Annotated in this window: 7 protein-coding genes and 3 rRNA genes; 1 reads left to right on the top strand and 9 read right to left on the bottom strand. The window is 60.6% G+C overall.

Annotated features, from left to right (window positions below; all coding sequences use genetic code 11):
- Nucleotides 1-3: 3 nt before the first annotated feature.
- The 4 genes from LDN85_RS08350 to LDN85_RS08335 are packed head-to-tail and all read right to left on the bottom strand — an operon-like array spanning nucleotide 4 to nucleotide 3086.
- Complete coding sequence (locus LDN85_RS08350; protein WP_026548554.1) at nucleotides 4-816, bottom strand: TlyA family RNA methyltransferase; 813 nt, start codon at nucleotides 814-816, stop codon at nucleotides 4-6.
- A gap of 4 nt (nucleotides 817-820) precedes the next feature.
- Complete coding sequence (locus LDN85_RS08345; protein WP_223945106.1) at nucleotides 821-1261, bottom strand: hypothetical protein; 441 nt, start codon at nucleotides 1259-1261, stop codon at nucleotides 821-823.
- A gap of 9 nt (nucleotides 1262-1270) precedes the next feature.
- On the bottom strand, nucleotides 1271-2257 hold the full coding sequence (locus LDN85_RS08340; protein WP_026542452.1) for an HAD-IIA family hydrolase: 987 nt from the start codon (nucleotides 2255-2257) through the stop codon (nucleotides 1271-1273).
- Nucleotides 2250-3086 carry a hypothetical protein gene (locus tag LDN85_RS08335; RefSeq protein WP_223945105.1) on the bottom strand — a complete coding sequence of 279 codons (837 nt, stop codon included), beginning with the start codon at nucleotides 3084-3086 and terminating at the stop codon, nucleotides 2250-2252. Before LDN85_RS08335 ends, LDN85_RS08340 begins: the two co-directional genes overlap by 8 nt.
- A 12-nt stretch (nucleotides 3087-3098) precedes the next feature.
- Here LDN85_RS08335 and LDN85_RS08330 point away from each other — a divergent pair, with 12 nt between their 5' ends.
- Nucleotides 3099-4097, top strand: coding sequence for a hypothetical protein (locus LDN85_RS08330; protein ID WP_223945104.1), 999 nt, complete (start codon nucleotides 3099-3101; stop codon nucleotides 4095-4097).
- 437 nt (nucleotides 4098-4534) lie between these two features.
- On the opposite strand, the gene rrf is transcribed toward LDN85_RS08330, so the two are convergent.
- The 5 genes from rrf to LDN85_RS08305 all read right to left on the bottom strand — a co-directional run bounded on the left by rrf (nucleotide 4535) and on the right by LDN85_RS08305 (nucleotide 15150).
- Nucleotides 4535-4651 (bottom strand): 5S ribosomal RNA (gene rrf, locus LDN85_RS08325).
- A 168-nt stretch (nucleotides 4652-4819) separates the two neighbouring features.
- A 23S ribosomal RNA gene (locus tag LDN85_RS08320) occupies nucleotides 4820-7963 on the bottom strand.
- Between the two features lie 587 nt (nucleotides 7964-8550).
- A 16S ribosomal RNA gene (locus tag LDN85_RS08315) occupies nucleotides 8551-10070 on the bottom strand.
- The 16S, 23S and 5S rRNA genes sit together here, the layout of an rRNA operon.
- A gap of 1503 nt (nucleotides 10071-11573) precedes the next feature.
- A complete protein-coding gene (gene tyrS / locus LDN85_RS08310; protein ID WP_223945103.1) occupies nucleotides 11574-12884 on the bottom strand; it encodes a tyrosine--tRNA ligase in 1311 nt (436 codons plus the stop codon).
- A gap of 37 nt (nucleotides 12885-12921) precedes the next feature.
- A complete protein-coding gene (locus tag LDN85_RS08305) occupies nucleotides 12922-15150 on the bottom strand; it encodes an ATP-binding domain-containing protein (RefSeq protein WP_223945102.1) in 2229 nt (742 codons plus the stop codon).
- Nucleotides 15151-15185 lie beyond the last annotated feature (35 nt).

Below are 15185 nucleotides of genomic sequence, written 5' to 3'. Positions count from 1 at the left end.
TTTCTAGTGGTTCGGCCAGAGTTTCTTGATCAACGCAGCAACGTCCCCGTCCCGCTCTTCGATCTTAGGCAACACCGCGGACATCCCGCGCTTCATCCACAGGAAGTATTCAACATTTCCGTCCTGCCCCGGCAATGGACTGGCCGCTATATCCATCAGGACGAGCCCCGCATCCACCGCAGCCCTGGCGACCTGCGTAACCGCCCGGCGTCGTTCATGGTCCGAAGAGACCACGCCTGTCCGGCTCAGCCGCTCTTTGCCCACTTCGAATTGCGGCTTGACCATCAGGACCAAATCACCGCCGGGTTCGGTACATTGCGCGAGGGGCCACAGGACCAAAGTCAACGAAATGAAGGACAAGTCAGCCACCGTCAGGCTGACGGGCCCGCCGATCTGCTCCGGGGCCATGTACCTGACGTTCATGCCCTCATGGACATCTACCCGGGGATCGTCCCGCAGGTGTGGCACCAGCTGGCCGTGACCTACGTCAACGGCCACGACGTGCGCGGCACCCTGCCGCAGCAGGACGTCGGTAAAGCCGCCCGTGGAGGCACCGGCGTCGAGGCACCGCTTACCGGCAACCACGACGGCGGGAAACGCCTCCAGTGCGCCCGCCAACTTATGACCGGCGCGGCTGACGTAAATATCCTCCAGGTGGGCCTCGACGCTCAAATCCGTTGTCGGGTCGACTTGGAAGGCGGCTTTGGCCAGGACAGTCCCGGCGGAGCTCACCTTGCCGTCGCTGATGAGCTTCGCTGCATGGGTGCGTGACCTCGCCAACCCACGGGTGACGAGCTCCTGATCAAGTCGGGCCATACGCTTAGCAGTCGCTTTCCAGGCGGGGAGTGTTTATGGGGGCGGCAGGCAAACCGGGTTCGGAGTCCAAGGCCTCCAGCAACGAGTCGTGGATCGCTGCGTACAGGTCACCATGATCCGCCACCGGGGCCGCCGGAACGCTGCCCAGTCGATTCAGTGCCTTGTCAACCAGCGGGTCCCCCGTAAGACTCGCGGAATCGGGCCACTGCACCTCCGGGCGCACCGTTTCGGGGCTCACGGACGCTGGAATCCCAGAGGCAGTGCTTCCGGGCACCGAACTTCCGGTGGCAGTGCTTCCGGGCACCGGACTTCCGGTGGCAGGGCTTCCGGGCACCGGACTTCCGGTGGCAGGGCTTCCGGGCACCGGGCTTCCGGTGGCAGGGCTTCCGGGCACCGGGCCATCATGCACGGGGCCGGAAGCCGAAACGTTGTGGGGCTGAATCATCGCACCAGTCTAGTGAGTTCGCCATTCCAGTTGCGGAGCGTGGGCCACCGTTGTGTCAGGCACTTCGGCCCACCACGCGGCGCAAGCTGCACGCCAGGCATCGAGGTCGCCCTCCTCACCTGTCACAGTGACGGTTCCGTCCCCGGCAACTGCCGAAGCTGCCCCGCAACGGAACGTCCCGCCGTCGTCTACTACTTCGGGGTACGGGGCGTACAGGCCCTCAAGGTCTGCCAAGAGGTAGCCGGGACGCTCGTCCGTCCTGGCCGCGAGGATGGTCTGTTTGGTGTCAACCCCGGTGAGGACTGCCGCCGTCGCATATCCTGCGCGGTTGCCGCCCAGGATATCGGTGTCCAAACGGTCGCCCACCACCAAGGGACGATCAGCGCCAAGCCGCTTCGCGGCTGCATGGAACAGCGGCGCCTCGGGCTTACCAGCCACCAAAGGCGTCTTTCCCGTAGCAGCCGCCACTGCAGCCACCAAAGTGCCGTTCCCCGGCGCCATACCCCGGGCCTGCGGAATGGACATGTCGGTGTTCGTGGCAAACCACATGGCTCCCCCGGCCACCACATACGAAGCCTCCGCCAGATCCTTCCAACCGATCTCCGGGTTGAAACCCTGGACCACGGCAACCGGGGATTCAGCGGCACTATGCACCGGTTTAAGCCCGACCAACTCGATCTCGTGGGCCAGAGCCGCGCTGCCCGTAATAAGCACGTGCGCCCCCGCAGGCAGCATGGAAGCCAAGAGCTCCCCTGCTGCCTGGGAGGAACTGACCACCTGATGGTCCTCCGCGGGCGCACCCAACTCACGCAGGTGCGCCGCGACCTGGGCCGGGGTGCGGGAAGCATTGTTAGTCACGTAGCCAAGGCCTACGCCTACGGTTTCGAGACGCTGCAACGCCTCCACGGCCCCCGGGATGGCGTGCGGTCCTGCATAGACCACACCATCCAGGTCCGAAAGGACAGCATCAAAGGATGAGATCAGTGAATCAGCCATGCTGGGAGTCGGTGCCCTGGTTGTCGGCGTCTTCTTCCGCTGACTCATCCTCGTCTGCTTCTGCCGAATCGATGTCCGACTCAGCGTCATCGGATTCGAAGTAGTCAGATTCCGCGTCATCCACCTCCACGTCATCATGCTCAACGTCAGCCGCTGCGGCTTCCGCGATGACCGTTTCCGTTTCAGGTCGAACGACGTCGGACTCCGGAGCCGCCTTGACGAAGCGCGGCTTGCGGGCGGCTGCTTCCTCCTGCTCGTCCCATCCGAGGTCAAGGATCTCCGGCTCAGCGAAATCGCCGACGCCCAAGGCGTTCTCCGCCACCAGCGCCTGGCGGGCCCACTTGTCCGCTTCGTCCGTGCGACCCACAGCGGTGAGCGCTTCAGCGTAGGCACGGAACAATCGCGGGCTGTAGGAGAAAGCCCTGTTGATGTCCAGCTGAGGAATCTCCAGCTCGGTGACAGCGGCATCAAACTGCTTGAGATCCGCACGGGCACCGGATGCCACCATGGCGAGCTCCACCTTGCCCGGAGCATCAAGGTCCTGGGCTTCGGGAGAACGAACCATATCCAAGGCACGGTCCGGGCGTCCCAGGCCACGCTCGCAATCAGCCATGACCGGCAGGTGCACATTGGACCCGCTGATACGGCGGTACGTACGGAATTCACGCAGCGCCTCGCCGTAGTGCCCGGCCGCGTAGGCTGTCAGGCCCACAGCTTCACGAACAACCGACAGACGCCCGCCGCGACGGCTTGCTGCCAAGGCATGCTGGAACGCCAGCTCCGGCTCGATGTCGATCAAGCGGCCGGCCATGACCAGGTGCTTGGCCACCCAGCCTGCGCTTTGCTCTTCAAGAGTCTTGATTTGGTGGCCCGTTGCGCGGTCCAGTTCCTTACCTGTGACATCCTCATCGATCTCGGGAGAACGTTCGCGGTCGGGACGGTTGGCACTCCGGATGTCCTTGGCGTTGGGAACCCGCGCCGGACGGTCTTCCCAGGAGTTCCCCCGGTCATTGCGGTCACGGTCTCCACCGAAGGAACGACGCTCGCCATCACGGGCGGGACGGTCACCGCGGTCACCGAAGGGCTTACGATCACGGTCGCCGAACGGCTGACGGTCGCCGCGGTCGCCGAATGGCTTGCGGTCGCCGCGGTCGTTATTGAAGGGACGGCGATCATCGCTGTCCCGACGCGGGCCATCAAAGTTCCGCGGACCACGCTCGGGACGATCACCAAACGGCTTACGATCCCCACGGTCATTGTTGAAAGGACGACGATCATCGCTGTCCCGACGCGGGCCATCGAAATTCCGCGGACCACGCTCGGGACGATCACCAAACGGCTTACGATCCCCACGGTCATTGTTAAAAGGCCGACGCTCGCCATCACGGGCGGGACGGTCACCGCGGTCACCGAAGGGCTTACGATCACGGTCGCCGAACGGCTTGCGGTCCCCACGGTCATTGTTGAAGGGACGGCGATCATCGCTGTCCCGACGCGGGCCATCGAAGTTCCGCGGACCACGCTCGGGACGATCACCAAAAGGCTTACGATCCCCACGGTCATTGTTAAAAGGCCGACGCTCGCCATCACGGGCGGGACGGTCACCGCGGTCACCGAAGGGCTTACGATCACGGTCGCCGAACGGCTTGCGGTCCCCACGGTCATTGTTGAAGGGACGGCGATCATCGCTGTCCCGACGCGGGCCATCGAAATTCCGCGGACCACGCTCGGGACGATCACCGCGGCCATTGTTGAATGGACGACGCTCGCCATCACGAGCCGGACGGTCGTTGCCGTCACGGTTTTCCCTGGAACGGAACCCACGGGGATCCCCGCCTGAGTTGTTGTTGGGGCGGTACGAACCGCGGTCGTCGCGATTGCCGCCAAAGTTTCCGCGATTGCCGCCGCGATTGCCGCCGTTGTGCTCAGCCATGGTGGATTCCTCCTGTTGCGAGCCGACCACTGGCGCGTGCGTAGTCGCTCATAACCCTTATTTCGTTTTCACGCCGCCGGCAGCACTCAGCTACCGACTCGTATGTCTTATGCAATTCTATTCGACGCGACCACAGCGATCGAACGCCTCGGGCCTATTAGCAGCTCCCGTGGGAAGTCTCACAGCTGATGGAGATGCCCACCCTTGCGGCCCTTGCAACTGTCGATCTACGGGCAGGGACAGCCAGTCCGAATACCGGCCCGGGGAGAATGCTGCCTGGCCGGTGTTGTGGTGATTAAAGGGGAAGAGCCCCGACCTTGGGTCGGGGCTCTTGCCTAATGTGTGTCCGGCGGTGTCCTACTCTCCCACACCCTCCCGGGTGCAGTACCATCGGCGCTGTGGGTCTTAGCTTCCGGGTTCGGAATGGGACCGGGCGTTTCCCCCACGCTATGACCGCCGTAACCTTTTTACCCGTCCCGGACTGGCCGGACACCCTGTGTTGGGGGTGTGGTTGTCCTGGGTGGGAAGTTTGTGGTTACAACTGTGGTGCTTGGTTGTTATTCAGTTGTTTGGTTCCTGTGAACGGTTGTTGTTCGGGAACCACATAGTGGACGCGTGCAGTGTGTTGTGTGGTGTAAGTTGTTGGCCTATTAGTACCGGTCAGCTTCACGAGTCTTTAGTCCTCGCTTCCACATCCGGCCTATCAACCCAGTGGTCTGGCTGGGGGCCTCTCACACATAATGTGTATGGAAATCTCATCTTGAAGCGAGCTTCCCGCTTAGATGCTTTCAGCGGTTATCCCATCCGAACGTAGCTAATCAGCGATGCACTTGGCAGTACAACTGACACACCAGAGGTTCGTCCGTCCCGGTCCTCTCGTACTAAGGACAGCCCTTCTCAAATTTCCTGCGCGCGCAGCGGATAGGGACCGAACTGTCTCACGACGTTCTAAACCCAGCTCGCGTACCGCTTTAATGGGCGAACAGCCCAACCCTTGGGACCTACTCCAGCCCCAGGATGCGACGAGCCGACATCGAGGTGCCAAACCATGCCGTCGATATGGACTCTTGGGCAAGATCAGCCTGTTATCCCCGAGGTACCTTTTATCCGTTGAGCGACGGCCATTCCACAATGTACCGCCGGATCACTAGTCCCGACTTTCGTCCCTGCTTGAGATGTCTCTCTCACAGTCAAGCTCCCTTGTGCACTTACACTCGACACCTGATTGCCAACCAGGCTGAGGGAACCTTTGGGCGCCTCCGTTACTTTTTAGGAGGCAACCGCCCCAGTTAAACTACCCATCAGGCACTGTCCCTGACCCGGATCACGGGCCGAAGTTAGATGTCCAAAGTGACCAGAGTGGTATTTCAACGATGACTCCACCCGAACTGGCGTCCGGGTTTCAACGTCTCCCACCTATCCTACACAAGCCACTCCGAACACCAATACCAAACTATAGTAAAGGTCTCGGGGTCTTTCCGTCCTGCTGCGCGTAACGAGCATCTTTACTCGTACTGCAATTTCGCCGAGTTTATGGTTGAGACAGCGGGGAAGTCGTTACTCCATTCGTGCAGGTCGGAACTTACCCGACAAGGAATTTCGCTACCTTAGGATGGTTATAGTTACCACCGCCGTTTACTGGGGCTTAAATTCTCAGCTTCGCCCACAAGGGGCTAACCGGTCCTCTTAACCTTCCAGCACCGGGCAGGAGTCAGTCCGTATACATCGTCTTGCGACTTCGCACGGACCTGTGTTTTTAGTAAACAGTCGCTTCCCCCTGGTCTCTGCGGCCCACACCCGCTCACGGAGAGCAAGTCTCCATCACGGGGCAGGCCCCCCTTCTCCCGAAGTTACGGGGGCATTTTGCCGAGTTCCTTAACCATAATTCTCTCGATCGCCTTGGTATTCTCTACCTGATCACCTGTGTCGGTTTGGGGTACGGGCGGCTAAAACCTCGCGTCGATGCTTTTCTTGGCAGCATAGGATCACCGGATCCCCCCTTACGGGAGTCCCATCAGATCTCAGGCACGTGCTCGAAGCACACAGGAACGGATTTGCCTATCCCTGACCCTACATCCTTAGACCGGGGCAACCATCGCCCGGCCCGGCTACCTTCCTGCGTCACACCTGTTAATACGCTTACCTCCCAGGATCAGGTCCCGCGCTCGGCCAAAACCCACAACACCACAAGGGTGAGCGGGCAGGCTCCGGGCGGTTAGTATCCCCCGCTTGGCATGGGCGGTTTTTCGCCGGTACGGGAATATCAACCCGTTGTCCATCGACTACGCCTGTCGGCCTCGCCTTAGGTCCCGACTTACCCAGGGCAGATTAGCTTGACCCTGGAACCCTTGATCATTCGGCGGACGGGTTTCTCACCCGTCTTTCGCTACTCATGCCTGCATTCTCACTCGTGTAGGCTCCACCGCTGGTTTACACCGCGACTTCACTGCCCACACGACGCTCCCCTACCACTCCACACCCCTGAACCACGAAGGCTAGGGCAATGTGTGAAATCCACAACTTCGGCGGTGTACTTGAGCCCCGCTACATTGTCGGCGCGGAATCACTTGACCAGTGAGCTATTACGCACTCTTTCAAGGATGGCTGCTTCTAAGCCAACCTCCTGGTTGTCTTCGCAACTCCACATCCTTTCCCACTTAGCACACGCTTAGGGGCCTTAGTTGGTGGTCTGGGCTGTTTCCCTCTCGACTATGAAGCTTATCCCCCACAGTCTCACTGCTGCGCTCTCACTTACCGGCATTCGGAGTTTGGCTGACGTCAGTAACCTTGTAGGGCCCATCGGCCATCCAGTAGCTCTACCTCCGGCAAGAAACACGCAACGCTGCACCTAAATGCATTTCGGGGAGAACCAGCTATCACGGAGTTTGATTGGCCTTTCACCCCTACCCACAGCTCATCCCCTCCATTTTCAACTGAAGTGGGTTCGGTCCTCCACGACGTCTTACCGTCGCTTCAACCTGGCCATGGGTAGATCACTCCGCTTCGGGTCTAGATCACGCCACTACACTCGCCCTATTCAGACTCGCTTTCGCTACGGCTACCCCACACGGGTTAACCTCGCGACGTAACACTAACTCGCAGGCTCATTCTTCAAAAGGCACGCCGTCACCAGAATCAGACTGGCTCCGACGGATTGTAAGCACACGGTTTCAGGTACTGTTTCACTCCCCTCCCGGGGTACTTTTCACCTTTCCCTCACGGTACTGGTCCGCTATCGGTCATTAGGAAGTATTTAGGCTTATCAGGTGGTCCTGACAGATTCGCACGGGATTTCTCGGGCCCCGTGCTACTTGGGATACTCTCCAGGCTGCACACAACATTACGGTTACGGGGCTCACACCCTCTCTGGCCGGCCTTTCAAGACCGTTCACCTATGCACGCACATCACCCCACTGGTCCGGCAGAACCAGAACGGAAAGTCCCACAACCCCGCCCATGCAACGCCCGCCGGCTATCACACATGGAAACGGTTTAGCCTGATCCGCGTTCGCTCGCCACTACTAACGGAATCACTATTGTTTTCTCTTCCTGCGGGTACTGAGATGTTTCACTTCCCCGCGTTCCCCCCACGCACCCTATGTGTTCAGATGCGGGTCACACAATCACCTCACAGCGTTGTGCGGGGTTTCCCCATTCGGACATCCTGGGATCAACGCTCGGTTATCAACTCCCCCAGGCTTATCGCAGATTCCTACGTCCTTCTTCGGCTCCTAATGCCAAGGCATCCACCGTGTGCCCTTAAAAACTTGACCACACAAGATCAATAAACTTACTCGAGAGAACCATGACCACAAGGGCCAGGTTCATTCATAAGAAATTGCTGTAGAAACACACACACCAACCACCCCCACCCACCCCAAAGGGAAGGACAAAAGGATAATCAGCCACCGTGCATGTTTCAGATGCTCGCGTCCACTATGTAGTTCTCAAACAACAACCCCATCAACCAGCCCCCCACCCACCACAACCCACACACCAACGTGCACGGACCATGACAAACAGACAAGGAAAACCGGAAGCAGGAACAAAAGAAACACCAGAAGATGCCCCCCTGCATTGCTGCAAAAAGGTCCTGTTGCCTCAGGACCCAACAGTGCGCCAAACACAACCCACCAACCACGCCCCAGCAGCGTTCCACACACCCCACACCCCCCAAAAGAGGACACAAGATGCCGTACTAACACCAGGACACAACCAGCAAAGGCCATGCCAAAAAATGATTTGTTGATATTCCACCCATGAGCACCCACCGCAGAACAAACGCCTGCGCAATGGGCAACACTGGCAACCCGTCATCCACCCATGCAGGCAAACAACACGACTGCTAGCAGCTCCTTAGAAAGGAGGTGATCCAGCCGCACCTTCCGGTACGGCTACCTTGTTACGACTTAGTCCCAATCGCCGGTCCCACCTTCGACGGCTCCCCCCACAAGGGTTAGGCCACCGGCTTCGGGTGTTACCAACTTTCGTGACTTGACGGGCGGTGTGTACAAGGCCCGGGAACGTATTCACCGCAGCGTTGCTGATCTGCGATTACTAGCGACTCCGACTTCATGGGGTCGAGTTGCAGACCCCAATCCGAACTGAGACCGGCTTTTTGGGATTAGCTCCACCTCACAGTATCGCAACCCTTTGTACCGGCCATTGTAGCATGCGTGAAGCCCAAGACATAAGGGGCATGATGATTTGACGTCGTCCCCACCTTCCTCCGAGTTGACCCCGGCAGTCTCCTATGAGTCCCCGCCATAACGCGCTGGCAACATAGAACGAGGGTTGCGCTCGTTGCGGGACTTAACCCAACATCTCACGACACGAGCTGACGACAACCATGCACCACCTGTAAACCGACCGCAAGCGGGGCACCTGTTTCCAGGTATTACCGGTTCATGTCAAGCCTTGGTAAGGTTCTTCGCGTTGCATCGAATTAATCCGCATGCTCCGCCGCTTGTGCGGGCCCCCGTCAATTCCTTTGAGTTTTAGCCTTGCGGCCGTACTCCCCAGGCGGGGCACTTAATGCGTTAGCTACGGCGCGGAAAACGTGGAATGTCCCCCACACCTAGTGCCCAACGTTTACGGCATGGACTACCAGGGTATCTAATCCTGTTCGCTCCCCATGCTTTCGCTCCTCAGCGTCAGTTACAGCCCAGAGACCTGCCTTCGCCATCGGTGTTCCTCCTGATATCTGCGCATTTCACCGCTACACCAGGAATTCCAGTCTCCCCTACTGCACTCTAGTCTGCCCGTACCCACTGCAGAACCGGAGTTGAGCCCCGGTCTTTCACAGCAGACGCGACAAACCGCCTACGAGCTCTTTACGCCCAATAATTCCGGATAACGCTTGCGCCCTACGTATTACCGCGGCTGCTGGCACGTAGTTAGCCGGCGCTTCTTCTGCAGGTACCGTCACTTTCGCTTCTTCCCTACTGAAAGAGGTTTACAACCCGAAGGCCGTCATCCCTCACGCGGCGTCGCTGCATCAGGCTTGCGCCCATTGTGCAATATTCCCCACTGCTGCCTCCCGTAGGAGTCTGGGCCGTGTCTCAGTCCCAGTGTGGCCGGTCACCCTCTCAGGCCGGCTACCCGTCGTCGCCTTGGTAGGCCATTACCCCACCAACAAGCTGATAGGCCGCGAGTCCATCCAAAACCACAAAAGCTTTCCACCCCCCACCATGCGATGAGGAGTCATATCCGGTATTAGACCCAGTTTCCCAGGCTTATCCCAGAGTCAAGGGCAGGTTACTCACGTGTTACTCACCCGTTCGCCACTAATCCCCCAGCAAGCTGGGATCATCGTTCGACTTGCATGTGTTAAGCACGCCGCCAGCGTTCATCCTGAGCCAGGATCAAACTCTCCGTTGAAGTAAAACAAATCAAACAGACACAACCACACCCACCGGAAATAACGACAGGACGCGGCTGCACAAAATTCGAAACCAGCTGAAAACCAGACCACCACACACGGGGGTGCGCAGCAACCTGGCCATAATTTCAACCAATCAATAAAACAATCGGCATCAACAAACTTGGCACACTATTGAGTTCTCAAACAACAGACACTACCGGCACCACCCACACCCACCAGGGTCCAGGATCGCTCCGGAGCAACTTTTCAAACTTACCCGAACCAGCCGCACAAAGCAAACCAACCCCAGGCCTCCCACACCAACCCGGAAGCGCACCAAAGCACCACCGAAACCGGCAATCTGAAGGGAGTCTGTCACCATCATTTCCGCATCAGCGGCGGCGACTCGAATAACTTTACACGCGCCCCACCCCCACACCAAATCCACACCAACACCACCCAAAAACCCCGAAAACACAACGAAAACACCAACCCCACCCCCACAAAACACCCCCAAACACCAAAAACAAACCCCCGTGAACCCCATCACACAACACCCCCCGCGGGCATGAGACGCGACGCGACATGAGAGAAGACCCCCCCCAACGCCGGAGAAGTGAGAGAGCGTTGGGAAGGGGCGGGGGCATCCGGCAGCGCGCGCCCAAGACAAGAACGACCAAGCCCACCAAGGAAGACCCCCGCCCAGCCGCCAACCAAACCCGGGGAACATGAGAGAGGATCCACCCCAAAACCCGGGGGACATGAGAGAGGATCCACCCCAAACCCGGGGGACGTGAGAGAGGATCCGCCCCCAACCCCAGGGGACGTGCGAGAGCGTTGGGAAGGGGCGGGGGCATCCGGCAGCGCGCGCCCAAGACAAGAACGACCAAGCCCACCAAGGAAGACCCCCGCCCAGCCGCCAACCAAACCCGGGGAACATGAGAGAGGATCCACCCCAAAACCCGGGGGACATGAGAGAGGATCCACCCCAAACCCGGGGGACGTGAGAGAGGATCCGGCCCCAATCCAAGGGGACGTGCGAGAGCGTTGGGAAGGGGCAGGGGGCATTCGGCAGCGCGCGCCCAAAGGAAGAACGACCAAGCGCACCCCAGAATGTCCCACCCGACCAGCCGCCAACCCAAGCCAACCCAACCCAAGGGGACGTGAGAGAGGATCCGCCCCAAACCCGGGGGATGTGAGAGAGGACCCGGCCCCAACCCAGGGGGAAGTGAGAGAGCGATCAATCCCAACCCAAGGGGAAGTGCGAGAGCGTCGGAAGGGGCGGGGCGTCCGGCAGCGCGCGTCAAAGCGACGAAGGAGCAGCGCGCCGAGGACGACGCCGCCCCTCCAACACCCACTCCCGCCCCTCCAGCAGTCACACAGCAACCACACCCACCCGCCACTCCCCCGCCCCAACCAACTGCACTCCCCGGCGCTTCCCAACAAACGCCGGCAAACACGGAAAGGGCCGGCAACCCATGTGGTCGCCGGCCCTTTCGAACTGGATGTGTAATGAAGGCCTAGGCCGAAACCTCAATGGTCGCGAGGTTCTTCTTGCCACGACGGAGCAGCAGGTAGCGCCCGTGAAGCAATTGGTCCTGGCCAATAACTGCCTCGGGGTCGGAGACCTTGGTGTTGTTGACGTACGCGCCGCCTTCACCCACGGTCCGGCGGGCAGCGGACTTGCTGTCGGACAGTCCCGAAGCCACCAAAAGATCAATAATGCCCAGGCCATCTGCGGCAACCGTCGCGGACGGAAGCTCTGCCGTTGCGGCTTCGAGGGTTTGCTCATCAAGGACGCCGAGGTCGCCGTTGCCGAAAAGCGCGGCTGAGGCAGCGATGACCTTGTCGGTGGCGTCGACTCCATGGACCAGCGATGTGACCTCGAAAGCAAGCTTCTTCTGGCCTTCACGGGCAAACGGACGCTCCGCCACAGCTTCCCCGAGTGCCTCGATCTCTGCACGTGAGAGGAAGGTGAAGACCTTGAGCCGGTCCACCACATCTGCGTCGGCCGTATTCAGCCAGAACTGGTAGAACGTGTACGGGCTGCACATGTCCGGGTCCAGCCAGATGGCGTTGCCTTCGCTCTTGCCGAACTTGGTGCCGTCGGAGTTGGTGATCAGCGGCGTACCCAGCGCGTGGACGCTCTTGCCCTCCACCTTGCGGATGAGTTCGGTTCCGCTGGTCAGGTTGCCCCACTGGTCCGAACCACCGGTCTGCAGCGCACAGCCGTAGTCACGGAACAGTTGGAGGTAATCCATGCCCTGCAGGATCTGGTAGCTGAACTCGGTGTAGCTGATGCCTTCGTCAGAGTTCAGGCGCGACGCAACAGCATCCTTGCGGAGCATGGTGCCCACGCGGAAGTGCTTGCCGATCTCACGCAGGAAATCGATGGCGCTCAGGGGCGCGGTCCAGTCCAGGTTGTTCACCATGCGGGCGGAGTTCTCGCCCTCGAAACTCAGGAAGCGGCGCACCTGGCCCTGCAGGTACCCGACCCACTCGGCAACGGTGTCCTTGGTGTTCAAGGTGCGTTCCGCCGTCGGGCGTGGGTCGCCGATCAGGCCGGTGGACCCACCCACCAGACCCAACGGCTTGTGGCCTGCCAACTGCAGGCGCCGCATCACCAGCAACTGCACCAAGTTGCCCAGGTGCAGGGACGGCGCGGTGGGATCGAAGCCACAGTAATACGTGATCGGGTCCCCGGCGAGCAGCTTTTCCAGTTCCGTTTCATCAGTGGAAACGTGGACCAGGCCGCGCCATTTGAGCTCCTGCCAGACGTTGGCAAAGGCGGGATCGTTGTGCTGGGACTCGAGGTTGTTTACGTGTGACACGAGATCTAAGTTAGCAGGATTGAAGGGGCCCGTTTTCCTAGCGCTCGATGCCCGCTGGTACCGGAGCGGCAGCAATGAGGCGCAAACGCTGCGTGGCACGCGTCATCGCGACATAGAGGTCGCCCACCTTGCCGTGCTCATGGTTGAGCATCGCAGCTGGTTCCAGAACCACCACACCGTCGAATTCCAGGCCCTTGGCTTCCTTGGGGCTGATGACCACGATGTCCTGCTCGTAGCTGCCGGCACCTGTCCCGATGCGGCGCCCGTAGACCTCCCGCAGTGCAGCGGTGGCTTGGGGCAGCAGAGGTCCGTCGGCGATAACAGCCAGCAGGCCGCCGTCGATCGCTTCCACTTCCTCGGGCAGGACCTCCACGAGGTGCGAGACGATTCCCTCAGCATCAACACGGTCCACAATGGGTGACCATTTGCCTTCACGAACAGCCTTGGGGGCTGAGACCACCAAGCCTGCACGGTTGGCCATGCGGACGGCGGCTTCGGCAATCTGGGAGGGCGTACGGTAGTTGACCGTGAGCTCTTCGAGCGTCCAGCGGTCACCGAACGACGGCGCCAGCGCACTTTGCCACGAATTGGCACCTGCCGCGGCGCTCGTCTGGGCGATGTCGCCCACAATCGTGAAGGACTTCAAAGGACAGCGTCGAACAAGCAGCCGCCATTGCATCGGTGAGAGTTCCTGGGCCTCGTCAACCACAATGTGGCCGAATGCCCACGAACGGTCGCTCGTGGCACGCTCTGCGGCCGTCAGCCGGGCTTCGCGTTCCTGGTTCTGGTCGGCGAGTTCTTCAGCCGAGACCAGAACGTCCACGCCCATGGCTTCCATGTTGGCCAGGGTCTGCTTGGCATTGGCAATGTCCCGGGCGCGGTCAGCTTCCTGCTGCGCCAGTCCCCGGCCGGCCGCCGGATCCAGCTCGCCCAGGAGTTCAGCCGCCTCATCAAGCAGGGGAACGTCCGCTTCGGTCCACGGCGCATCCACGGGCCGCTGCAGCAGGGCGCGCTGCGCGGGCGTCAGGTGGGGCGTGCACGCTTCGAGAATGGCCGGCTTGCTGAAGAGTTCGGAGATGAGTTTCTCCGGCGTCATCGGCATCCAGCACAAGTTCAGCGCAATACGCACATCCCTTGCCGAGCGGACGTCCTCGGCCAGGTAGGCACGATCGGCGTTGTTGCCAATGTTTGCCTCCTCAACGAGGTCGGTCAACTGCTCAGTGAGTTCGCGCAGGAGGATCTTGATGAACGTCAGGCGGGCTTCGTTGTGGGGCTTGCCGGTAGCGCGTGCCTTCTCGCGGGCCCGCCGGACCTGGCGGACAGTGAGCGTCAGCTTGCGGGAATCAACCTCGAGTACGCGGTCCTCAGCGGGCGTCCGCTGGCGGTTTGCGACCGCGTTCGCCACCACCTTGGCCATGTCCAGTTTGCCTTTGAGTGCCGCGATGTCGGCATCGTCCTCGGGGATGGCGTTGATGCCCGGCATCAGGCGGCCGAGGCTTGCCATGACCACGCCCGTTTCACCGAGGGATGGAAGCACGCGCTCGATGTAATGCATGAAGGAGGACGAGGGTCCCACGAGCAAAACACCGGCACTCTTGAGCCGTTCGCGGTGTGTGTACAGCAGATAGGCAGCGCGGTGCAGGGCAACAGCGGTCTTGCCTGTACCGGGACCACCTTGGACCACCAGTGCGCCGGAAATGGAGGAACGGATAATCTGGTCCTGTTCGGACTGAATGGTTCCGACGATGTCAGACATCCGGCCGGTGCGTTTGGAGTTCAGCGCAGCGAGCAACGCGCCTTCACCCTGAAGGGAGTCGTTGTCAGCGAGCATTCCCGCATCCAGGACATCATCCTCAATGGCCTTGACGTCACGCCCCTGCAGGATCAGGTGACGACGACGACGCACACCCTGCCGGTCGAACGCGGTGGCCTGGTAAAAGTGCCCCGCCTCCGGCGCCCGCCAGTCCACCATCAACCGTTGGAGATCGGCTGTGGAAAGACCGATGCGGCCGATGTATTGGGCTTCACCCGAATCAAGGTCCAGGCGGCCGAAGACCAGGCGGTCGTCGACGGCGTCGAGCTGGGCCAGGCGGTCCTCGTACAGGGCCGCGAACGCGTCACGTTCTGAAACGTTCTGCATGGTTCCCACCGCGCCGGCCTTGCGCACCTGCGCCAGCTGGGCGCGCTTTTCTGCGCGCAGCTCATCGAGCCGGGCATACAGCCCGGCCACATATTCCTGCTCGTGGACCAAATCAGCGTCGTGCATCGAACCGTAACCCCTATCGCAAAAGACAGACCGTC

Source organism: Arthrobacter sp. StoSoilB20 (assembly GCF_019977295.1).
GTDB lineage: Bacteria > Actinomycetota > Actinomycetes > Actinomycetales > Micrococcaceae > Arthrobacter > Arthrobacter nicotinovorans_A.
Note: the sequence above shows the minus strand (reverse complement) of the source record. Positions and strands in the feature narration are given on the sequence as shown.